Here is a 22,487-nt window from a genome sequence, read left to right on the forward strand (position 1 = left end):
AACCGGACACAGCTCCTGATCGGCACTTCCGGTCTTTAGACCAAGAAAAGGCATAGAGCTTACACACCGGTAAGCCCTATACCTGTTCGTCTTCTATTGACGCTTAAGCAGCAATGCTACTTGAGCTCAACTTCAGCACCTGCTTCCTCGAGCTGGCCTTTGATCTGCTCAGCCTCCTCCTTGGAAACACCCTCCTTAACGGCCTTGGGAGCACCGTCAACAAGTGCCTTAGCATCGCCCAGCGAAAGACCTGCGATGTCCTTCACTACCTTGATAACCTGGAGCTTGGCCTGACCTGCAGCCTTCAGGATAACGTCGAACGACGTCTTCTCGGCGGCAGCAGCCTCGCCTGCGCCTGCAGCGGGAGCTGCAACGGCAACAGCGGCAGCAGCCGGCTCAATGCCATACTCCTCCTTGAGGATCTGTGCGAGTTCGTTTACCTCGGTAACCTTCAGGTTTACCAGTTCTTCAGCAAGTTTCTTTACGTCTGCCATAGTTGTAAGCTTATTAATTTGTTTTTGATTCTTGTTTGTGAAATTAGTTGTTTCTCGATTCGAGCGTCTTCACGAGGCCCGCAATCTTTTGGCCTGCATTAGCCTGCAATGCAGAGATAACATTCTTGGCCGGGGACTGGAGCAGTGCGACGATGTCGGCGATAAGCTCTTCCTTCGACTTGATGTTACACAGAGCGTCCAGCTGATCGTCACCCACGTAAACGCATCCTTCGGCGAAAGCCGCCTTCAGGACGGGCTTCTCCGACTTCTTGCGGAACTCCTTGATCAAAACAGCGGGAGCTTTCGCAACGTTGGTGAACATAATCGAGGTAGGACCCTCCAATACTTTTACCAGATCAGCATCGGCCTTCTCCACCTTCTCAAGGGCTTTGCCCAAGAGGGTGTTCTTAACGACCACCAGCTTCACGTCGCTCTCGAAGCACTTGCGGCGCAGGGCAGCGGTCTGCTCTGCGTTCAGCGACTCGATGTCGGCGATATAGAAGTGAGGATAAGCCTGGAGCTGCTCGGCAAGGCTGTCAATTACAACCAGTTTTTCTTCCTTAGTCATCTCTTCTCTCCTCCTTCTTATTTGGTTTCTACTGATTTGGAATCAATCTGCACGCCGGGGCTCATGGTGGTCGAGAGATAAATACTCTTCACGTAAGAACCTTTGGCAGCAGCCGGTTTCAGCTTGAGAATCATATTCAGCACCTCTTTCGCGTTGTCCACGATCTGATCTGCCGAGAACGAAACCTTGCCTACCGTCGTGTGGATGATACCGAATTTGTCGACCTTGAAGTCGATCTTACCGGCTTTCACCTCCTGGACGGCCTTGCCGACTTCCATCGTAACCGTACCGGTCTTGGGGTTCGGCATCAGTCCGCGGGGACCCAGAATACGGCCCAGCGCACCGACTTTACCCATCACATTGGGAGTACAGATGATCACGTCAACGTCGGTCCAGCCGGCCTTGATCTTGTCAACATACTCGTCCAGACCTACATAGTCCGCGCCTGCAGCCTGTGCCTCGGCCTCCTTTTCGGGAGTACACAGCACCAGCACGCGCACCGTCTTACCGGTTCCGTGGGGAAGCGTCACCACGCCGCGGACCATCTGGTTCGCCTTGCGGGGATCGACTCCCAGACGCACGTCGATATCCACCGAAGCGTCGAATTTCGTGAACGTAATTTCCTTCAGAAGAGCGGCAGCCTCCGAGAGCTTGTAAGCCTTACCGGCTTCCACCTTAGCGTAGGCGATCTTTTGATTTTTTGTCAACTTACTCATCTTCTTCGCAATTACATATTAGGAAATTCTCCGACGACACTGATACCCATACTGCGGGCAGTACCGGCAACCATGCGCATAGCGGATTCCAGCGTGAAGCAGTTCATATCGGGCATTTTGTCCTGCGCGATTTCGCGGATCTGATCCCACGTCACCTGACCGACCTTGTCGCGGTTGGGCTGCGCGGAACCTTTCTGCACTTTAGCTGCTTCCTTGAGCTGGATAGCTACGGGCGGCTGTTTTACAACAAAGTCGAACGACTTATCGCTGTAAACCGTGATGATGACCGGAAGAACCTTTCCCGCCTTGTCCTGCGTACGAGCATTGAATTGCTTGCAGAAGTCCATGATATTGACTCCCTTAGAACCCAATGCGGGACCAACCGGGGGCGAAGGATTGGCGGCACCACCTTTGATCTGCAATTTAATAAATGCAGCAACCTCTTTTGCCATAGTTTTCCTTGGTTAATTATTCTTTTTCTACTTGGGTGAAACTCAACTCCATAGGAGTTTTGCGCCCGAATATCTTCACCGATACCGTGAGTTTCTTGCGCTCGTTGTCGACTGCCTCGATAGTACCTTGGAAGCTCGAGAAAGGACCGTCCGTAACCTTGACGGTCTCGCCGACAAAGAAGGGTATTTCGTTCTCCTCCTCCTGTGCGTTCAGTTCGTCGACGCGGCCGAGAATACGCGCTACCTCCTGCGGACGCAGAGGCGTGGCGTTCATCTTGCGGCTGTCCTCTTTGGTGTCGCCGAGGAAACCCAGCACGTTGGGGGTATTGCGAATTATAATCGGAATCTGCCCTACGAACGCAGCCTCCACCAGCACGTAGCCCGGATAAGAGACCTTCTCCTTGGAGACCTTCTTTCCGTTGCGGATGGTATAGACTTTTTCGGTAGGGATCAGCACCTGGGAAATGTAGTCCTCAAGGTGGTTGTGGCGGATTTCAGCCTCGATATACTCTTTGACCTTCCCCTCCTTGCCACCGATTGCGCGGACGACATACCACTGTTTCTTAATCTCGCTCATCGTTCAGCAAACAATTAACGGCCAAGACCGCCCAGGGTCTTGTAAATGCCTGCCATCACGTTCTCGAACGTCACGTCCATCGCCAGAACGACCACGGCAAAGATGACCGAAGCCACCATCACGACGATCGTAGAACTCTGGAGCTGCGGAAACGTAGGCCACGTTACCTTGTTTACAAGCTCGTTGTAAGATTCTTTAACGTATTTGAACATATCTTCGTCTTTTACTCTTGGCAGGAGCAGAGAGATTCGAACTCCCATCAACGGTTTTGGAGACCGCTATTCTACCCTTGAACTATGCTCCTATGTGACAGAAAGAGTACAGTAACCCGTACTGCTTTCTGTCTATTATTTCGTCGCCCGAAAACCGCAGGCGACAGTAGTCGGCGTCGCTCGGCCATTCGCAAGCAACCTTCCGATGGCTCTCGCGCCTGAACTACTTCACGATCTTCAGGATCTGACCTGCACCTACCGTACGGCCACCCTCGCGGATTGCGAAACGCAGACCTTCGTTGATAGCTACGGGGTAGATCAGCTTCACGGTGATGGTCACGTGGTCGCCCGGCATAACCATGTCGACGCCTGCGGGCAGGTGAACCTCACCCGTTACGTCCATCGTACGCAGGTAGAACTGGGGACGATAGTTGTTGTGGAACGGCGTGTGACGGCCACCCTCCTCTTTCTTCAGGATGTAGACCTCGGCCTCGAACTCGGTGTGCGGAGTGATCGAACCCGGCTTGGCGACTACCATACCGCGCTTAACCTCCTTCTTGTCGATACCGCGGAGCAGCAGACCTACGTTGTCGCCGGCCTCGCCCTCGTCGAGCAGCTTGCGGAACATCTCGACGCCCGTGCAGGTCGACGTGAGGGTCTTCTCCTCAAGACCTACGATCTCGACGGGATCGCCTACGTGGATGACACCGGTTTCGATACGGCCCGTTACGACGGTACCGCGGCCGGTGATCGAGAACACGTCCTCGACAGGCATCAGGAACGGCTTCTCGTTCTCACGCGGAGGAACGGGGATATATTCGTCAACGGCAGCCATCAGCTCCATGATCTTCTCCTCCCACTTCGGCTCGCCGTTCAGGCCGCCGAGTGCGGAACCGCGGATGATGGGAGCGTTGTCGCCATCGTACTCATACTTGGAAAGCAGGTCGCGAACCTCCATCTCGACCAGGTCGAGCATTTCGGGATCGTCCACCATGTCGCACTTGTTCAGGAAAACGACGATGCGCGGTACGTTCACCTGACGGGCGAGCAGCACGTGCTCGTTGGTCTGGGGCATCGGACCGTCCGTAGCGGCAACGACCAGAATGGCGCCGTCCATCTGAGCGGCACCGGTAACCATGTTCTTCACATAGTCGGCGTGGCCCGGGCAGTCTACGTGAGCGTAGTGGCGGTTGGCCGTCTGGTACTCAACGTGCGAGGTGTTGATCGTGATACCACGCTCTTTCTCCTCGGGAGCGTTGTCGATCGAGTCGAACGAACGGAGTTCCGACAGACCGTTCTTTGCCAAAACAGTCGTGATAGCAGCGGTAAGGGTGGTCTTACCGTGGTCAACGTGACCGATGGTACCGATGTTTACGTGCGGTTTCGACCGGTCGAATTTTTCTTTTGCCATAGTATTAAGTATTTAAAGTATTGTTAAAAATTGTCCCAAAGTTTTAAAATTCATTTCGCAGAACAAGCGAGCGACACAAACTCCCCATCATCGCTGAACGGAGGCGTTCGTATCACACGCTGCTGCGCATTGGAGCGGAAGACGAGGCTCAAACTCGCGACCCTCAGCTTGGAAGGCTGATGCTCTATCAACTGAGCTACTTCCGCAAAAACAGACCGTATCAGAGTTATCCCCTCCCTCACACCGTCTCTCGACGGCGCCGGGCCTGCAACTCCAACCGGCACTCTTTTTTGTGGGAAGTGATGGATTCGAACCACCGAAGGCGTACGCCAGCAGATTTACAGTCTGCCCCATTTGGCCACTCTGGTAACTTCCCTTGTTTTGCTCCTCTCCCGTGAGGAATTCGCTTCGCTCGTCTTTCCCGGAGGAATTGGCTCGTTTCACTCGGCTGCGCCTCGTTCCACTTCGCCGATCCCGCTTTGGGGAGGCTTTCGTTCTACCGGCGCCCGGTCGCTGCTTCCGTTACAAAAGTTTCTTCGAAACCTCACATCTGAAAAACCTTGTCTGCGTCAGGCAAGCCTGTGCCGCCAATCTTTTTCATCTGTGCCGCTAACGCGGTTTTGTAACTTCATTTCGCTTCCCTCGCGTCGGCTTTCCGAGCCGATGGAGGGATTCGAACCCCCGACCAGCTGATTACAAATCAGCTGCTCTGGCCAACTGAGCTACATCGGCAGTATTCACCGTTTTGGATTGCAAAAGTAGGCATAAAAAATTTATCGCGCAAATTATTCGGAATAAATTTTCTACTTTTTCACTCTTCTCAAAGAACCGCGCCCGATCGTCCTGACTTCAGGGGCGAAATCGGGTGCAAAGATAGGAAAAGTTTTGGATAACGCAACAGCTACCGCAAAAAATATTACCTCCCCGGGCCAACTATGTCACCCCGCCACCCGGACGGCGTCCCGGCAGCTCCCGGGCGGCAGGATCCCGGGCCTTCGACACCTATTTTTATATGCAAACCCGAATGCGCGCTTTTTCCCGATCTTCGGCGCCAAGGGCCTGCCGCCTTTATCGTTCGGCGCGTTTTGCCGAATCGAGCGCCATCCGGCTTTGAAACCGTCCCGCTTTTTCGTATCTTTACCGCTACGAATTCACGCACTATGGAAACCATCCCCCTCTTCGGCCCTTACGCGCTCCGGCGGCTCCGCACGGAGGACGCACCGGACATCTTCGCCTCGATCGACACCCAACGCCGCTACCTGGGCCGCTGGCTCCCGTTCGTGGCCGACACGCACCGGATCGAGCAGACCCGGCAGGTGGTGGCCGGAATGCTCGCCGACACGGCCAATCCGGTCTTCACGCTCCGCAGCGGCAACGCCTTTGCGGGACTGATCGGCTTCAAATCGGCCGACGCCGCCAGGCGCAGCGTCGAGATCGGCTACTGGCTGCGCGAGGAACAGCAGGGCAAGGGGATCATGGCGGCCGCCGTGCGGACGCTCTGCGACCTTGCGTTCGGGGAGATGGGCATGCGGCGTGTCGAGATCCGCTGCGGCACGGGCAACCTCCCGAGCAACCGCATTCCGCAGCGTCTCGGCTTCCTCCGCAGCCATGTCGAGGCACAAGGCGAACAGCTCTCCGACGGAGAGTGGATCGACCTGAACGTCTACGTGCTGGAACGCTGAAAACCAGATGGCATCCGCCCCGGCGTCACCCGCAAATCCGATCCGGCCCGATGCCCTACGCCGCGACCGGCCCGATGACGCCGTGCGCGGTTCATCCGGCGTCGCATCGAAAAAAGGAGACCTGCGGAGAGGCCTCCTTTTCATCCTTTTTATCCGTGGCGGCCGGCGGCCCTATTTCTTCTTGATCGAGTTGATCAGCTGCGCGGGCGTCGCCTGAAGGTAATTCTTGCAGAAACGACTGAACTGCGTGTAGTGACGGAACCCGTACTTGTTCATCAGCGCCTTGGTGCTGTCCTCGCCGTCGCGGATGTCGGTGAAGACCTTCAGCGCCTTCTGGCGCATCATCCAGTGGTAAACGCTGTCGTTGAAATGCTCGGCGAAGCGGCGTTTGAAAACCGAGAGGCTCATGCCCGCCAGCGAAGCCAGCTCGGCGACGCCCTGTGCCTTGTCGTAATTGTTGCAGACGAAGACGCGGAAATTGTCCTGCGGCTGAATCATCGACTGGAAGAAGTAGGCATGTTCGGTCGGCGTGTAGAGCACCTTGATCATCATAAAAAGCTCGGTGGCCTTCATCCGGTGGTAGCGGACGCAGTTGAACATCTGGCGGATCGTAAAGAATGTGCTCAAAAGGCGTTCTATCGCCGGATGCATCGAAAGCATGGGGACCGATTCGGTCGGAACGACCGAGTCGTAGGGCATCACCTTGTCGAAAATGTCCTGCTCGCAGAATTCGATCCGATGGATGAGCGACAGCACGACCACATGCGTCTCGTCGTCCTGAGCCGTCACCACGAAGCGTTCGCTGCGGGCGAGACACACGCACTGTTTCGACGTAACCAGACGCACCGTGTCGTTTCCGTGTTCCAGCCTCAACGATCCCGACATCACGAAAAGGATGCGCACCATGCGGTCCGCGGGGAACGTCACCCCTTCTCCGGCTGCAAACGTAAGCTGTGAAAACCGACAATAGGTCGAATCGCCGATGCGGCGGAACGGCGCCGGAAACGTAGGACAACTACTACAATCCGCAGAACAACTCTCCTTCAATGCCGACTCCTCAAACTGCGGTTGGGGTTGATAATCCATAAACTTATTTGATCTGTGTGATGTGATTTTACGAACAAAAATACAAAAAAATCAGGAAAAGCAAACAAATCAGCTCCCGTGATGTCAAAAAAAGTCCCCGCCGCGACCGGCAGGGACTCTGAAAAGCGTTGTAACGGCGGACGAACCGCCTATTTGCAACTAATGATCAGAATTTTCGAAGACTCCCAGAACCGCACGGGATCGGTGATGATCAGTTTCTCGACGACCTTGTTCGCGTCGGTCACCAGTTCGTACGACCCCTCGGGATGCGAAGTGACGAGCGTCGCCTTCTTCTGTCCGACAGGGACCTCCGACAGCAGGCGCGAATCGGTCATCGTGAAGCTGTCGAAATTGCTGTTCCGTCCGACGGTCAGCGTCCGTCCGATGAATCCCTGCTTGTTGATGATCTGCGCGTCGCGCAACTCCTTCTCGGCCCCCACGATGTAATAGACCGTGTTGAGCTGGTTCTGCAACTCGACCTTCTCGCCGCTCAGGTTCTCGACCTCGGCGCTGCGGACAGCCACCTCCTCGGTCAGGCTCTTCACCTCGTCGCCCATCCGGACGAGACTCTCGCGCAGCTGCTCCACCTCGGCCTTCTTCTCCGCCAGCTGCCTGTTCATGTCGGCGATCATCTTCTCCAGACCGTCGATACGCAGATTGGCCTTGCGCAGCTGGGCCGCCGAACGTTGCAGCGACTCGATCTTCGCGCGGTTCTCCCGCAGCAGCCGGTCGATGGCCTTGATGTCGTTGTCGATCTCCTCGACGGGACGGCGGCCTCCCTCCGACTCCCCAGCCACGGTGATCAGGTTCTCGCGCGACTTGATCAGCGCGAGGTTCTCCGAGATGGCGTTGATGTCCGCGAACACGGCATTGATCAGCGAGTCCTTCGCGCTGACGACCAACTCCAGCGAATCGCTCCGGCTCTCGGCCTCGACGGCAACCTGCCTGCTCACGCAGGAGGCAAGGAGTGCAACGACGCCCAGCGCCGCGGCGGTTGCTATATGCTTCATCTTGTTTTTCATGGCTCCGACTCTTTAAGGGTTTACGGTCTTGTTTGCCTTCAGGCGCAAATATATGCATAAAAATAAAATCTTGTACGGATTTTTTCACAAAGACCGGAAATTCCCTGCGGGGAATGAAAAACAACGGGCCGCAACCCTCGGTTGCAGCCCGTTATTTCGTAAATGCGCAAGCAGTTTTACTTCGCATTCTTCTTATCGTAGCGTTTTGCGTAACGGCTCATAAACTTATCGACGCGACCAGCGGTGTCAACCAACTTCATCTTACCCGTGTAGAACGGGTGCGAGGTGTTGGAAATTTCCATCTTATACACGGGATAGGTTTCGCCGTTCACTTCGATGGTCTCTTTTGTCGAAACGGCGGACCGACACAAAAACACGACGTCGTTGGACATGTCCTTGAACGCCACCAAACGATAATTCTCCGGATGAATACCCTTTTTCATTTCGTTGTTTTTGTTTTTAATTAATGCTTAAGCGCGACAAAGGTACGAATTAATTCGCAACAAACAAGCCCGCGTGCAAATTTTTTCGCACCCGAAGCACCTCGGGGTTGCGCAATCTGAATACTTTTTCTATCTTTGCGCCACGAAAGCGCCCCCGGGGCGCAGGACCGGGCCCATAGCTCAGTTGGTCAGAGCAGCGGACTCATAATCCGAAGGTCGTGGGATCATGCCCCTCTGGGCCCACAGAAAAAGAGGTTACGAATTGCCGTAACCTCTTTTTTCGCACTCTTCGGGAGCGGCGTTATTCCAGCTTCGCCGCGTCGGAGGCCAGCTTTTCGTAGATGGCGACCATTTCGCCGAACGATCCCTCGCCGCGTTTCAGTTCGTACATGAAGACGCCCTTGTAACCGGCCTTCATCAGCGCCCCGTACAGCGCGGGCCAGTCGATCCGACCCTTGCCCGGAAGCCAGTGACGCTCATCGACCATGTCGTAATCCGAGACATGGACGGTCGCAATCCGGTCGCCGCACGCCTCGACGAAGTGCAGCAGGTCCTCCGAAAGCAGGTGGTTCGTGTCGAAACAGATTTTCACCTCGGGATAAGGGGCGATGATGCGCAGCAACTCGGCCGAGTTCCGCCCGAGGCACGTGCGGGGCAGATCCTCGATGCACAGCTGCGCGCCGATCCGCGCCGCCTCCCTGCGCAATATGCCGATCGAAGCGATGCTGTTCCGGATACGCTGCTCGCGCTCCCCGTCCGCAATCGGTTCGGAACTGGGATGCAGCACCAGTTTCTCCGGTCCCACTTCGCCGCAGATCGCGATCATTTCGGTCAGGAATTCGAGGTTGGCCATGCGGGCGCTGTCGTTCAGCACCGAGATGTCCAGCTTGCGGGAGAACGGGAGGTGGCACGACCAGACCTTCAGACCGGCCTCGTCGGCCATGCGTTTGGCGTGCAGCGCCTTCTCGCGGATTTCAGCCACGGTCCCGCGGCCGCTGATGCCGATTTCGACATACTCCACGCCGGCCTTCGCGGCGGCGGCCATCTCCTCGGGGCTCATGCTGCTGGTCGAGCTTCCGACGCCGAGACACTGGGCCGTCAGGTTGGCGGCGCACACCAGCGCCGCTGCCGTAAACAGAATTCTTTTTTTCATCGCTTCCGGTTATTTGGTGTAGTTTTTCACGCAGCGGACGTTCAGATAAATATCCTTGGCCGCCTCCTGATTGGTCTTGGTCTGAAGGTTCAGACTCGTACCGCTGATGACCAGCGAACGGGCCGTCGAGGCGTTGGTCTGCCCGATGAACCACACGTAGCCCCATTTGCCCAGCGCGCCGCTGTTGAAACTGCCGTCGGCCTTCTGATAGCCCAGCGGATACCAGCCGAAACCGATGCTTTCGGCCCCGTCGACGAATTGCAGGAGGGGTTCCCCGGCGTCCGTGAGCGTCATATTCGCCTGATTCCAAATACCGCCGTCAACGATACGGCCGTTGCCGCCGCGCAGCCATGCGCCGACGTTGCCCGTATTCTTGACCGTGCAGCCCGACTTGTAGAATCCGGCCTTCGTAATGGCATTCTCGGGTTTCCCGTCGTGGCCGCCGGAGAAGGTGTATCCGCCCTGCGCGAAATCGTCGGGAATGGCATACTCGCTTTTGATAGCCATCAGCATGTCCCACCAGTCGTTGGCGTTGGCCACGTGCCAGCCTTCGGGACAGCAGCCGCGTATCTGGACGCCGAACTCGCCCTCCTCCGTACCGTCGAGTTTGAAGGCGTTGCCCACGTCGTCCACCCCTTCGTAATTCTGCACATAGGGACACTGCTCCGCCGTACAGCCCGATATGCCGGTCATCGCCTCATACCAGGTGTAGTAACGGCCCTTTGCGTCGTTCAACCGCTGCAAATGCGACGCCTCCAACCCCGCAACCGAGAAAGCCGTCAGGTCGGGCGCAACGCCCAGATTGCCGTCCTCGCCCGCTTCGTGGCAGTTCTCGGTCATCCACCAGCGTTTGCCGTACTTCTTGATCGTATAGCCCGGCAGCTCGATGGGGACCGACACGGTGATCGCCGCGAAATACTCGCGCACCTTGCTCGCACCCAGTTCGTTTTTGGCCACCACCGACACCGACTGGGCGGGAATCACCACGTCGTCGTTGACCACCCTAACGGTGATGACGTTGGTTCCCTGACCGTCGATGATCGAGATTTTCGACTTCTCCTGCTCGGCGATCGTCCATTCGTAGGTCTCGGCCCACTGAACCTTCGAAACCGAGAAGGTGAACTCTTCGCCGCCGTTGCAGGTGAGCGTTGCCGGCACCTTCGTGATCGGTCCGGGTTTCTTGGGAACGGTCATCTCCTGGATTTCCTCCTCGGTGTCGCGTTTCACGGCCTCGGTGCAGGCGACCAGCGCCGCAGCGGCGGTCATGCATGCCGCGGCCATCATGTATTTTCGGATGTTTTTCATCGTTTTTGCATTTTAAGTTTTACAAAGTGTGAACCTCGGGATACCCGAACGGATTCTCCACATACCAGCGGGCCTTGTAAATCTGGTAGCCCGCGCGGTTGAACAGCCGGTTGCCCTTCATGTCGCACACCTCGGCCGACCACCAGTTGCTCCCGCCCGACGTGGGGCGCATGACGATCGTGGAATACCCCTCCGGACCCGTCGAAATGCTCTTGATGGTGTTCTGCTGGAAGATCTGCACGTCGAGGAACTTCTCCGCCGCACAGTCGAACTTGTAGACATGCTGATTCGTCGATACATACATCGCATCCTCCCCGCAGACGGGCGCCAGGTCGTGGGCATCGGTATTCCCCGCCGCCATATCGTAAGAGCGCACCTGCGTCAGTTCCGGAGCCGTACGCTTCCCGTTGTAGGCGAGCTTGAGCAGCTGGGCGCCCGTCGCCGTCCAGAGGCAGCCGCGCTTCCGGTCCCAGACCACGTTGTGGGCCGAATGGACCGGCATGGTGAAGGCGGGTCTGGAAACGTAGCTGTCGGCGCCATTGTACACGTAGACGCTCAACAGGTTGCCCGTGCTCGACGCCACGACGACATTCCCGTCGGGCAGCACCTCGGCCGAGTGGGGGTTTCCGCCCGGCTTGGCGTAGAACATCGCCTTCTTGTCCGCAATGCGGATCAGCGCCACGCCGCCGCCCGAAGCCGTGACGAGCACGCACGTACGGTTGTAGACCGGTTTGGCCTCGTCGGGCAGATCGAACCACGCCTGTTCCGCAGCCGAAAGCCCGCTGTCGGCGGCCGTCCACTCCCAGGCGACCTTTCCCGTCGGCTGGTCGATCATCACGATCCGGTTCTTGGCCTGCTCGGTCAGAATCATCACCTTCGTGGCCTTGTCCAGGTCGATCGTCTCCTCCTTGTCGTCGCCCGGCCGCCAGGGAACGTAAGGTCCCTCCTCCTCGTCTTTGCTGCAAGCCTGAAGGAGAAATGCGGCAGCCAGTATCCACAGATATTTTTTCATAATTGCCAGTTAGCGGTTGTCGGATTAATAATTGGGATTCTGTTCGAGTTTCTTGTTCAGCAGGATCTGGTCCGCCGGAACGGGCCACCAGTAGTCGCGGTCGGGGTCGAACGCCCGGACGGCGATGTCCGTGCCCGCATAGTCCTGAATCACGGCGTTCATCACCAGCTCGGCGGTCATCCAGCGGCGGATGTCGTTATAATAAAGCCCCTCGCCGGCGAATTCGACGCGGCGCTCGTGGCGGATGATCTCGCGCATTTCGGACTGGCTCTTCGAACCGTAGGCATAGGTGGGCATGCCGACGCGGCCGCGCACGCGGTTCACGGCGTCGTAAACGGCATCGGAGGGCGTGGCGTCGACCTCGTTCTGCGCCTCGGCGAACATCAGCAGCACGTCGGCGTAGCGGATGAACATGTAGTTGGTCTCGCCGTTGCTGTCGTCCGAATCGCGCTTCTGCGCGTCGTAGATCGTGAGTTTCCGGTGTGCGAAGCCCGTGAACTGGCACACCTCCCCGGCCGGGCAGTTGGCCTTGCCGAGGAACGTGCTCCCGGGATAGAAATTCGTCGCCGCGAAACGCGGATCGAGGTTGTCGTACTTGCCCATCGTGGCCGCACCGTCGGTCGTCGTCCGGTAGTCCATCACCAGATCGAGCAGCGGTGCGTTGTTGCGGTACTGGACGCTGTAAACGTTGAACGAATTGACGGCCGTGTTCTTGGTCTTCGAGAATTCGATGTTGAAGACGCACTCGCAGCTGTGCTCGTTCGCCGGCAGGAAGAGTTTCCGGTAGTCGCCGAACAGGTCGTAGCCCGCCTGGGCCTCCTTTTCGATCACGGCTTTGGCCGCATCGGCCGCAGCCTGCCATTTCGCGGCGTCGTTCGAGGGGTTGACCAGCTTGCTGGCCTCGAAAAGCAGCAGACGGGCCTTGAGGGCCATCGCCGCGCCGCGCGTGGCGCGCCCCTGGTCGGCGGCTTTGGTCCACTGCCAGTCGAGCAGTTCACGGTCGATGATGTCGTTCAGATCGTCGAGAATCGCCCGCACCACCTCCTCGCGCGAGGCGCGGGGCAGCGAACCGTGCGCATAGACAGGCTCTTCGAGGATCAGCGGCACGCCGTTGTAATAGGTCACCAGCATGTAGTAATAGAGCGCGCGGAGGAACTTGGCCTCGCCCTCCATCTGCACCCTGCGGTCGTCGGCCACGACGGCGGCAGGCAGGCGGTTGAGATGGGTGTTGCAGCGTCCGATGCCCTCGTAGCACTTTTTCCAGCGGTTGGCGATGATGCCCGAGCTGTTGGCCGTGTGGGTCCCCTGGGCGATGACATTGTATCCGCCCGCGTTGTTGTAATTATAGGCGTTGGGCGTGCAGGTCTCTTCGAGCAGCGGCGCCGAGTCTCCGAACAGCGCGCTGTTGGTCAGTATGTTGTAACAGCCGGTCATGGCGGCCTCGGTTCCTTCTTCGGTTTCCCAGAACGTCTCGACCGTATATTTGTCGGTGGGAATGGTGTCGAGGTTGCAGGAGGCCAGCGCCGCCGCACCGCAAAGCATCAATCCGATTACTGTTTTTTTCATGTTTTTCCGTATTTGAAGCGATTAGAAAGTAATGTTGAAGCCGAAGTTGATCGTCCGCAGCGAAGGATACTGCATCAGGTTGGTCGACGAAAGGTCGATCTCGGGGTCGAACATCTTCAGCGGGGAGATCGTGAAGAGGTTCTCGCCGTTGACGAAGATCTGGCACTGGCTCATTCCGAGCTTCGAAATCCACCTCTTGGGGAGGGTGTACGAGAGTTGCAGCTGCTTGCAGCGCAGGTACGACGCATCGTAGAGCCACTGCGTGTTCTTGTAGTCGTGCATCTCGGGCGCGCCCGTGGCGGTGTGGAGGATCGGCAGGCGGGAGTTGTGGTTCTCGGGGGTCCACGCGTCGGTCGCCCACTCCTTCAGCACGCCCGCTCCGTTCCAGAACGGGGCTGCGAGGTTGCCCGAAAGATAGGTCTTCACGTCGGCGACGCCCTGGAACTGCGCCGAAAGTTCGAGTCCCTTCCATCCCAGCGAGAAGTTGAAGGCGTAGGTGATGCTCGGCGTGAGGTTGCCGCAGACGGCGCGGTCGTCGTTGTCGATCTTGTCGTCGTTGTTGAGATTCTTGTAGCGGATGTACCCGGGCTTCACGCCGCTGCCGACGGTCACCGAATTGGCGATCTCCTCGTAACTGTTGTAGAAGCCGTCGGCCTGGTAGAGATACCACGCGTCGATGGGTTCGCCCTCGCGGATGATGTTGAAGGTCTTGATGTACTCCTGCCCGTCGAGGTCGACGACGATGTTCTTGTTGTAGCAGAAGTTGCCGCCGAGGCTGTAATGGAAATTCTTGACCGCGCTCCGCCACTGGAGGTTCAGCTCGACGCCGTCGTTGGCCACCACGCCGATGTTCTGCTTCGGGCCGTTCAGGTTGCCGATCTGCGCCGGAATCTTCACGTCGCGCAGGATGCCTTCGGTGCGTTTCTTATAGAGGTCGACGCTGAACAGCAGGCGGTGGTCGAAGGCCTCGAAATCCAGTCCGAGGTTGTAGGTGCGGGTGGTCTCCCACGAGATGTTCTCGTCGACGAAATCCTTGATCGCCGCGCCGCCCGACAGCACGTCGCCGAAGCTGTAATTGTAGCTCTTGTTCGCCAGCACGGCCATCAGGTACTCGTAGTTGCCGATGGCCTGGTTGCCCATCTCGCCGACCGAGCCGCGGAGCTTGAGCACGTCGACCGCCCGGACGTTCTGCATGAAATTCTCCTTGTCGATGCGCCACCCGACCGACACGGCGGGGAAGAAGGCCCATCGGTTGCCCTTGGCGAATTTCGACGAACCGTCGTAACGCGCCGTCACGTCGATCAGGTATTTCTCCTTGTAGTCGTAGGTGATTCGCCCGAAGTAGGAGAAGAGCAGTTCGAGCGACGATCCGCCCGAAATATCCTCCATCGTGGCGCCGACCGACAGGGCGGTGAGCTGGTTGTTGAAGTAGTCGCGTTTCTTGGCCTGGAAGTTCTTGCCGTCGTAACGCTTGTACTCCGTGCCGACCATCACGTTGAAGTTGTGGTTGCCGCCGAAGCTCTTGCCCCACGAAAGGGTGTTGTAGAAAGTGTAGTTGATCGCGTTGTTGTCCCAGTCCTTGGCCGAAACGTAGGCGCTGAAGTTCTTCCGCTCAAGAGTTTTGGGATTGTAGGTGTACATCGCGTGCTTGAAGTCCTTCGAATAGTGGTCGACCTTCACGTAGCCCAGGTTGGCGTTGTACTTGATGCCCCACGGCAGGTCGTAGCCGATGTTGATGCGCCCCAGAATGCGGTGAAGCTGACGTTTGGTGTTGCCCTCGTGCAGCTCCATGAGCGGATTCTCGGGGTTGTTGCGCCCGGGGGTCGAGAGCCACGTCGAGAGCCACTTGCCGTCGGGCAGCTGCGTGCCGAAGATCGGCAGGGCGCGGTTGATGACGTTGACCGTCGTCGATACGCCGTAGATCGGGTCGGTGTTGTAGCGCAGGTTGCCCAGCAGGCTGATGCCCACCTTCAGGCGCTTGGTCACCTGCGCGTTGATCTTCATGTCCCACGAGAAGCGTTCCGCGTCGTCGTTGGCGACCATGATGCCGCGCTGGTTCATGTAACCGCCGCCCAGCGAGTAGGAGATCTTGTCCGTGCCGCCCGAAACGCGGGCGTTGTACTGCTGGAGAAAACCGTTCTGGTAGCAGAGGTCGTACCAATCGGAGGCGGGATAGATGTACTTGTCGTGCTTCATGCCCTCCTCGTATTCGAGGATGTCGTCGCGGTTGTAGGTCACCGTCAGCTTGCCTTCGTTCAGTTCGGCCTGGTTGCGCATGTTCATATACTGAATCGGGTCGGTCACCACGTCGGGCACGTAGGTCGCCGACTGAATGCCGAAGTTGGCGCTCAACTTCACCACCGGTGCGCCCTTCTTGGCCTGCTTCGTGGTGATGAGGATGACGCCGTTGGCGGCCTTGGAACCGTAGATCGAGGCCGAAGCGTCCTTCAGCACCGAGATCGTCTCGATGTCGCCGGGATTCAGCTCGTTGAGCGAATACTCCATGCCGTCGACCAGCACCATGGGGCTGGAACTGCTCATCGTGCCGACGCCGCGTATGCGGATCGTCGCGCCGTCGCTGCCGGGCTTCGACGAAGCCTGGTTGATGTAGACGCCGGGCATCGAATAGAGCGCCTGCGAGGCGTGCGTCATGGGCTGGTTCTCGATCTCCGACATCTGGCGCACGGCGACCGAGCCGGTCAGGTTGACCTTCTTCTGCACGCCGTATCCGATCACCACCACGTCGTCGAGGAGCTGGTTATTCTCCTTCAGCACCACGGTCAGATGCGTCCGGTTGCCCACTTCGACCTGCGCCGCGTCGTAGCCGATGAACGACACGCTGAGCCGCGCGCCCGCAGTCACGTTCAGGGCGAATTCGCCCTTCGAATTGGTCACCATGCCGTTCGTCGTGCCCTCGACCAGCACGTTCGCCCCCACGATCGGATCGCCGGCCTCGGTCTCGACGCGGCCCTTCAGCTGGTATTCCCGGCCCCGGCCTGCCGGGTCGGATTTGTAAAGCACGATGTGGCGGCCTTCGAGTTTGGCCAGAATTCCCTGGTCGGCGAGCACGCCGTCGAGCAGTTTCAGGACGTTCTGATCGTGCGCCTCGACCGAAACGCGCTTCCGGAGGTCGATCTCGCTCTCCCGATACCAGAACGAGTAGCCGCTCTGCGTCTTGACCGCTTCGATCACCTCGCGCACGGTGGCGTTCTTCAGCGTCAACGAAATCACGGGATTCTGCGCGTAAAGAGCCTGGGCCGCCACCGTGAACCAACACAGGGTCAGCAATCCGCTCAGTCTGCACAGCATCCGCTGGCCGAAAAGGTCCCGGAAGGACCTTCTGCTGGTAGAATTGTTACTCATAAGGATTGAAATTTAGGTTGTAGTGAAAAAAATCGTGAATCTCTATCGGTTTCTGTAAAGCTCGAAATGGTTCTTGCGGCTGCGGCAGAGGATACGGCTGTCGGCCGAGATGATCCGCATGATTTCGTGGATGTTCTCGCCGTCGACGAACTCACCCGTGAAACAGATCCTGCGCAGCCGTTCGTCGGGGATCGTGATGTCGACGTTGAACTGCCTTTCGAGGCTCCGGGCGATCGACGCCAGGGGTTCGGCCCGGAAGTAGAGCCTGTCCTCCTGCCACGAGAGCACCTGCTCGACGTTCACCCTGCGCAGCGACAGCAGCCCGGAGGTCCTCTCGAAGAATCCCTGCTCGCCGGGACGCAGCCGCACGCTCCGCGACTCGGGACCGCCGTCCACCAGCAGGCTGCCCGTCGCCAGCGTGATCTGGTAATTCTCGTCCTCGGAATAGGCGTGCACGTTGAAAGTCGTTCCGAGCACCGTCGAGACGACCTGTCCCGTGACGACGACGAAGGGCCTGCGGGCGTCGTGCTCGACCTCGAAATAGGCCTCGCCGTCGACCTCCACGCGGCGTTCGTCGCCGAACAGCGCGGGATAGACGATGCGCGTGCCGCCGTTGAGCCGCACCCGCGAACCGTCGGGCAGCACCACGTCGGACTTCACGCCCAGAGGCGTCGAGACGCTCACCGGCTGCGCCGCGGCGACCAGACGGCTTTCGGTCCGGCGTCCGCCCATGAACCAGCTGCCGCAGACGACGCCCGCCATCACGGCCGCAGCCGCGGCGTAGCGGACGATCCGCATCCGGATTCCCCGGCGGCGGATGCGCGAGCGCACGTCGGCCCACACCGCCTCCCGCATTCCGTCGGCCATGGCGTCGACTCCGGGTCCCACCCGGATGCCGTCCAGCAGCTCCGCCAGCCTGCGGCGGTCGCGCTCCGAACCTTCGATCAGTTCCGCCATCTCCGGCTCCCTCTTCGTATGCTGATATTGCATGATTTCTCCTTTTTGGTCGTATACACATATAGAGTGCGAAAGCCGCGGTTCCGTTTAAGGGAACCGCGGCTTTTTTTCATTTTTTTCATTCCGGCAGGCGTCAGAAACGCGCCGTGAAGAGGAACAGCAGCAGGGAAACCAGCTTCAGGTCGGGATAATGCGTGCGTATGCCGGCCACGATCCTGTCGACGGCGATCTTGATCTGGACCCGCACCGTGCTCTCGGAGAGCGACAGCGCCTCGGCGATCTCGCGCGACGACAGCCCCTCCTGCCGGTTGAGCAGAAACACCGTGCGGCAGCGTTCGGGCAAATCGTTTATGAGACGGCGCACCAGCTCCTCGACTTCGGCCTCTATCAACCGGCTATCGGGAGCGTCTTCGCTGTGGGGGGGGGAATTTCGGTCGATCAGCGAGATGGGAATCTCCTCGAACGAGAGGCAGCGGCGGCGCGTACGGGACTCCTTCAGATACCGGTTCGCCTCGTTGCGCGCGACGACGTAGAGGTAGGCGTCGATGTTTTCGATCCTCCGCAGCGCGACGCGGGACTTCCAGACGGCGACGAAGACGTTGCTCACGACCTCGCCGCAGGCCTCCCTGTTGCGCAGAAAATAGTAGGCGAACCGGAAAACGCTCCGGTAATAGAGATCATAGAAAACCCGGAAAGCGTAATCGTCGTTCTCGCTTACGGAAACAAGCAAATTCTCAAGTTCTTTTTTCTTCTCCACGTCCGGGCATGTTCAGGCTTTCACAAGACAAAATTAGGAAACTTTTTCAGAACCGCAATATACGGTTCCGTTAAAATCCCGCGACGCGGCCCCGGAGCGGCAGCCGCAAAGAGAGAGAGGGACCGCGCCCTCCGCACGGTCCCTCTCCCCGCCGGCCTGCGGCCGGATTATTTCCCTTCGTCGCCGCTGCGGATCTCCTTGCGGCGGATCTTGCCGCTGATGGTCTTGGGCAGCGACTCCACGAACTCGATCACGCGCGGGTATTTATAAGGAGCCGTGATGCGCTTCACATGGTCCTGCAACTCCCTGACGAGCGCCTCCCCGGCCTGCCCGCGGTAGGCCTCGGCGAGCACGATCGTCGCCTTGACGACCTGGCCGCGAATCTCGTCGGGAACGCCCGTAATGGCGCACTCCACCACCGCCGGGTGGGTCATCAGGGCGCTCTCCACCTCGAACGGACCGATGCGGTAGCCCGAACTCTTGATCACGTCGTCGGCACGCCCCACGAACCAGTAGTAGCCGTCCTCGTCGCGCCACGCCACGTCGCCCGTATAATACACCCCGTCGTGCCACGCCTCGCGGGTCAGCTCATCGTTCAGGTAGTAACCCTTGAACAGACCGAGGGGCTTGCCCCCGTCGGTGCGGATCACGATCTGCCCCTGCTCGCCGTCCTCGGCCGAACGGCCGTCGGGGGTCACCAGGTCGATCCGGTACTGGGGATTGGGGACGCCCATGCTCCCGGGTTTGGACTTCATCCACGGGAACGTGGCCAGCGTCAGCGTCGTCTCGGTCTGCCCGAAGCCCTCCATCAGACGGATGCCCGTCAGGCGCAGGAAGGTGTCGTACACGGCTCCGTTCAGCGCCTCGCCCGCCGTGGTGCAGTACTCCAGCGACGAGAGGTCGTATTTGGTGAGATCCTCGCGGATCAGGAAGCGGTAGACCGTCGGAGGCGCGCACAGCGACGTGATGCGGTACTGCTCGATCTTGCGCAGCATGTCCGCGGGCGTGAACTTCTCATGGTCGTAGACGAACAGGCAGGCCCCGGCCAGCCACTGCCCGTAGAGTTTGCCCCACGCGGCCTTGGCCCACCCCGTGTCGGCGATCGTCAGGTGCAGGCTGCCTTCGTGGAGGTTGTGCCACAGCAGCCCCGTGGTGATATGCCCCAGCGGATAGGTGAAGTCGTGGGCCACCATCTTCGGCTCGCCGGTCGTCCCCGAGGTGAAATACATCATCATCACGTCGTCGTTGGCGTTCACCCGCTCCGGGCGCACGAAAGGAGCCGCCTTTTCGATGCCGGCGTGGAAATCGAGAAACCCTTCGGGGACCTCGGGACCCACGCTGACGAGCAGTTCGGTGGTGGGGCTTTCGGGCATGGCCGCCGCGATGTGATCGGTGATCACCCGCTCGCCCGCCGCGACGATGGCCTTGATCCCGGCCGTATTGCAGCGGTAGACAACGTCCTTTTTGGTCAGCAGGTGGGTCGCCGGGATCACCACCGCGCCCAGCTTGTGCAGCGCCAGAATCGAGAACCAGAACTCGTAGCGGCGCTTGAGGATCAGCATCACCACATCGCCCTTTCCGATGCCGAGGCTCTGGAAATACGAGGCCGTGCGGTCGCTTTCGCGCTTGATGTCGGCAAAGGTGAACCGGATTTCGGCGCCCTGGTCGTCGGTCCACAGCAGCGCCTCCTTGCCGGGCTGCTCGGCGGCGTATGCGTCCACCACGTCGTAGCCGAAATTGAAATTCTCCGGAACCCGTATGTGCAGGTTCTTCCGGTAATCCTCCTGCGAGACGAAGGAGGTCTGGGATAAAAATCGCTCTACCATGCTGCCGTTACATTATTATGGCCAGAAACCGCACCGTTTTGCCGTCGAGGGCTTTCATCCCGTGCGGCAGGCCCGAATCGAAATAGAGGCTGTCGCCCGTGTTCAGCACGATCTCCTTGCCGTTCAGCCCGATCAGCAGGCGGCCCTCCAGCACGTAGTTCATCTCCTGCCCGGGGTGGCAGTTCAGGTGCATCGGGGCGTCGTCCGCAGCCGGCTCGACCGTCACGATGAAGGGGTCGATCTTCCGGTCGCGGAATCCCGCCGCCAACGCCTCGTACTTGTAGGCCTTCTGCCGTTCGACCGACACGCCCTTTCCGGCGCGGGTGATGAAATAGGCGTTCATCTTCGGCTCCTCGCCGAACATCAGCACATCGAGACTGATCCCGTAATGGCGGGATATGGTTTGCAGCACGTTCACCGAAAAATCGGCCGTGCCGCTCTCCATCTCCCTGTACTGTCCGACCGGAAGGTTGCAGCTCGCAGCCACCTCCTCCTGGGTCAGTTCAAGCGCTTCGCGCAGCCCGCGCAAACGGGTCGCAATCGACTGAATAGGGTCACACATTGTCTTTTCGTTTTAAATGAAAGGTCCGCGCTGCGGGTCCCGGACGAACAGGTTACAATCCGGAAGGCCGCCCATACGGCCCCTGCGCACCGCACGGGCCGTTTTCACTGGATGCAGGCCGTAAATATACTAAAAACTCTTAAAAACCGCAACTTCGCGCTCCGTTTCCCTTCCGCGCGCCTGCGGCGGCTATAATCAATCCGCCGGATGCAAAAAAATCCGGGCCGGATTTTGTTTTTTCCCGCAGAAACCCTATATTTGCCTCCAACAACCGGACGAATGACGATTTTCAACCATATCCATCATCACCATCACCACTTTACCGAGGGGTAGGTCGATTATGTATATGTAACAGGTTATTATAGAATACATGAAGCTCACCCCCTGCGGGTGGGCTTTTTTGCGTGCCGAACCGCAGGTGGGTGTCCGAAAGAAGCAAACAATCAAACACACACCGAATATGTTACGAATAGCCATCCAGGCCAAGGGCCGACTGAACGAACAGAGCATCGACCTGCTTTCCGAAGCAGGCATCCGCGTTGCCGAGAGCAAGCGCAAACTCATCTCCCGCGCGGAAGGGTTTCCGCTGGAAGTCCTCTACCTGCGCGACGACGACATCCCGCAGGCCGTCTCGATGGGGGTCGCCGACCTGGGCATCGTGGGGCTGAACGAGGTCGCCGAGAAGGGTTTCCCCGTCGAGCAGATCATGGACCTCGGGTTCGGAGGCTGCCGCCTCTCGCTGGCCGTACCCAAAACGACCGCCTACGAAGGCCTCGCGTTCTTCCGCGGCCGGCGCGTCGCCACCTCCTACCCCAACATCCTCGCCCGCTACTTCGCCGAGAAGGGGATCGAGGCCGAGATCCACACCATCGAAGGCTCCGTGGAGATCGCCCCGGCGGTAGGCATGGCCGACGGCATCTTCGACATCGTCTCCTCGGGCGGCACGCTCATCTCCAACGGGCTGGTCGAGGTCGAGAAGGTCCTCTTTTCCGAGGCGGTGCTCATCGCCTGCCCGGGGCTTGACAGCGACAAGCGCCGCGAAACGGAGCAGCTGACCTTCCGCCTCAACTCGATCCTCGACAGCCGCGGCATGAAATACGTGCTGATGAACCTCCCCAAGGAGCGGCTCGGCGACGCCATCCGGATACTCCCCGGCATGCGCAGCCCGACGGTGCTGCCGCTGGCGCAGGAGGGGTGGTGCTCGATCCACGCCGTCATCTCCCAGGACCAGTTGTGGGAGCGCATCGAACGGCTCAAGGAGATCGGGGCCGAAGGCATCCTGATCCTGGCACTCGAAAACATGATCCGCTAAAAATCCGGAAC

21 protein-coding genes and 5 tRNA genes are annotated in these 22,487 nt (G+C 58.9%); 3 read left to right on the forward strand and 23 right to left on the reverse strand.

The genetic code is table 11. The features are described 5' to 3' along the window. Positions 1-116 precede the first annotated feature (116 nt). The 11 genes from rplL to DWW03_RS12920 form a co-directional block, all read right to left on the reverse strand. Positions 117-494, reverse strand: a complete 378-nt coding sequence (gene rplL, locus DWW03_RS12870) for a 50S ribosomal protein L7/L12 (protein WP_015548061.1) — start codon at positions 492-494, stop codon at positions 117-119. A 43-nt stretch (positions 495-537) separates the two neighbouring features. Further along, positions 538-1,062 carry a 50S ribosomal protein L10 gene (gene rplJ / locus DWW03_RS12875; protein WP_015548062.1) on the reverse strand — a complete coding sequence of 175 codons (525 nt, stop codon included), beginning with the start codon at positions 1,060-1,062 and terminating at the stop codon, positions 538-540. Positions 1,063-1,079: 17 nt separating this feature from the next. Beyond that, a complete protein-coding gene (gene rplA, locus DWW03_RS12880; protein ID WP_044054614.1) occupies positions 1,080-1,778 on the reverse strand; it encodes a 50S ribosomal protein L1 in 699 nt (232 codons plus the stop codon). A gap of 11 nt (positions 1,779-1,789) precedes the next feature. Then, the gene (rplK, locus tag DWW03_RS12885) at positions 1,790-2,230 is read right to left on the reverse strand and encodes a 50S ribosomal protein L11 (RefSeq protein ID WP_015548063.1); all 441 of its coding nucleotides are present in this window, start codon (positions 2,228-2,230) and stop codon (positions 1,790-1,792) included. 16 nt (positions 2,231-2,246) lie between these two features. Beyond that, positions 2,247-2,807, reverse strand: a complete 561-nt coding sequence (gene nusG, locus DWW03_RS12890; RefSeq protein WP_015548064.1) for a transcription termination/antitermination protein NusG — start codon at positions 2,805-2,807, stop codon at positions 2,247-2,249. Positions 2,808-2,821: 14 nt separating this feature from the next. Then, on the reverse strand, positions 2,822-3,019 hold the full coding sequence (secE, locus tag DWW03_RS12895; protein WP_015548065.1) for a preprotein translocase subunit SecE: 198 nt from the start codon (positions 3,017-3,019) through the stop codon (positions 2,822-2,824). Between the two features lie 18 nt (positions 3,020-3,037). Further along, a tRNA-Trp gene (locus tag DWW03_RS12900) sits at positions 3,038-3,111 on the reverse strand. A 131-nt stretch (positions 3,112-3,242) separates the two neighbouring features. Then, a complete protein-coding gene (gene tuf, locus DWW03_RS12905) occupies positions 3,243-4,430 on the reverse strand; it encodes an elongation factor Tu (protein WP_015548066.1) in 1,188 nt (395 codons plus the stop codon). A gap of 130 nt (positions 4,431-4,560) precedes the next feature. Further along, a tRNA-Gly gene (locus tag DWW03_RS12910) sits at positions 4,561-4,636 on the reverse strand. Positions 4,637-4,723: 87 nt separating this feature from the next. Then, positions 4,724-4,806 (reverse strand) — tRNA-Tyr (locus DWW03_RS12915). 282 nt (positions 4,807-5,088) lie between these two features. Further along, positions 5,089-5,162: transfer RNA gene (locus DWW03_RS12920), tRNA-Thr, on the reverse strand. A 428-nt stretch (positions 5,163-5,590) separates the two neighbouring features. Here DWW03_RS12920 and DWW03_RS12925 point away from each other — a divergent pair. After that, positions 5,591-6,112, forward strand: coding sequence for a GNAT family N-acetyltransferase (locus tag DWW03_RS12925; RefSeq protein WP_022061389.1), 522 nt, complete (start codon positions 5,591-5,593; stop codon positions 6,110-6,112). Between the two features lie 171 nt (positions 6,113-6,283). On the opposite strand, the gene DWW03_RS12930 is transcribed toward DWW03_RS12925, so the two are convergent. From DWW03_RS12930 to DWW03_RS12940, 3 genes are all read right to left on the reverse strand, one after another. Further along, the gene (locus DWW03_RS12930; protein ID WP_022061388.1) at positions 6,284-7,198 is read right to left on the reverse strand and encodes a helix-turn-helix domain-containing protein; all 915 of its coding nucleotides are present in this window, start codon (positions 7,196-7,198) and stop codon (positions 6,284-6,286) included. A 149-nt stretch (positions 7,199-7,347) separates the two neighbouring features. After that, a complete protein-coding gene (locus DWW03_RS12935; RefSeq protein ID WP_022061387.1) occupies positions 7,348-8,220 on the reverse strand; it encodes a hypothetical protein in 873 nt (290 codons plus the stop codon). A 176-nt stretch (positions 8,221-8,396) separates the two neighbouring features. Continuing rightward, complete coding sequence (locus DWW03_RS12940) at positions 8,397-8,663, reverse strand: type B 50S ribosomal protein L31 (RefSeq protein ID WP_015548070.1); 267 nt, start codon at positions 8,661-8,663, stop codon at positions 8,397-8,399. Between the two features lie 169 nt (positions 8,664-8,832). On the opposite strand from DWW03_RS12940, the gene DWW03_RS12945 reads away from it, so the two are divergent. Then, positions 8,833-8,906, forward strand: a tRNA-Ile gene (locus tag DWW03_RS12945). A 58-nt stretch (positions 8,907-8,964) separates the two neighbouring features. Here DWW03_RS12945 and DWW03_RS12950 read toward each other — a convergent pair. The 9 genes from DWW03_RS12950 to DWW03_RS12990 form a co-directional block, all read right to left on the reverse strand. Then, positions 8,965-9,816 carry a sugar phosphate isomerase/epimerase family protein gene (locus DWW03_RS12950; protein ID WP_022061385.1) on the reverse strand — a complete coding sequence of 284 codons (852 nt, stop codon included), beginning with the start codon at positions 9,814-9,816 and terminating at the stop codon, positions 8,965-8,967. A gap of 9 nt (positions 9,817-9,825) precedes the next feature. Next, on the reverse strand, positions 9,826-11,121 hold the full coding sequence (locus DWW03_RS12955; protein WP_015548072.1) for an FISUMP domain-containing protein: 1,296 nt from the start codon (positions 11,119-11,121) through the stop codon (positions 9,826-9,828). Positions 11,122-11,140: 19 nt separating this feature from the next. After that, positions 11,141-12,133, reverse strand: a complete 993-nt coding sequence (locus tag DWW03_RS12960; protein WP_022061384.1) for a DUF6528 family protein — start codon at positions 12,131-12,133, stop codon at positions 11,141-11,143. 24 nt (positions 12,134-12,157) lie between these two features. Then, complete coding sequence (locus DWW03_RS12965) at positions 12,158-13,699, reverse strand: RagB/SusD family nutrient uptake outer membrane protein (RefSeq protein WP_015548074.1); 1,542 nt, start codon at positions 13,697-13,699, stop codon at positions 12,158-12,160. 21 nt (positions 13,700-13,720) lie between these two features. After that, positions 13,721-17,062 carry a SusC/RagA family TonB-linked outer membrane protein gene (locus DWW03_RS12970; RefSeq protein WP_022061382.1) on the reverse strand — a complete coding sequence of 1,114 codons (3,342 nt, stop codon included), beginning with the start codon at positions 17,060-17,062 and terminating at the stop codon, positions 13,721-13,723. A gap of 42 nt (positions 17,063-17,104) precedes the next feature. Then, positions 17,105-18,052, reverse strand: coding sequence for a FecR family protein (locus DWW03_RS12975; protein WP_022061381.1), 948 nt, complete (start codon positions 18,050-18,052; stop codon positions 17,105-17,107). Between the two features lie 100 nt (positions 18,053-18,152). Then, positions 18,153-18,776 (reverse strand): RNA polymerase sigma-70 factor, encoded by a 624-nt coding sequence (locus tag DWW03_RS12980; RefSeq protein WP_044054615.1) that lies wholly within the window; start codon positions 18,774-18,776, stop codon positions 18,153-18,155. Between the two features lie 167 nt (positions 18,777-18,943). Beyond that, positions 18,944-20,602 carry an AMP-binding protein gene (locus DWW03_RS12985; protein WP_015548077.1) on the reverse strand — a complete coding sequence of 553 codons (1,659 nt, stop codon included), beginning with the start codon at positions 20,600-20,602 and terminating at the stop codon, positions 18,944-18,946. A gap of 7 nt (positions 20,603-20,609) precedes the next feature. After that, on the reverse strand, positions 20,610-21,164 hold the full coding sequence (locus DWW03_RS12990; RefSeq protein ID WP_022061378.1) for a helix-turn-helix domain-containing protein: 555 nt from the start codon (positions 21,162-21,164) through the stop codon (positions 20,610-20,612). Between the two features lie 460 nt (positions 21,165-21,624). On the opposite strand from DWW03_RS12990, the gene hisG reads away from it, so the two are divergent. Continuing rightward, positions 21,625-22,476 (forward strand): ATP phosphoribosyltransferase, encoded by an 852-nt coding sequence (hisG, locus tag DWW03_RS12995; protein ID WP_015548078.1) that lies wholly within the window; start codon positions 21,625-21,627, stop codon positions 22,474-22,476. The last annotated feature ends 11 nt before the right edge of the window (positions 22,477-22,487 follow it).

The organism is Alistipes sp. AF14-19, from assembly GCF_003461645.1.
Lineage (GTDB): Bacteria > Bacteroidota > Bacteroidia > Bacteroidales > Rikenellaceae > Alistipes > Alistipes shahii.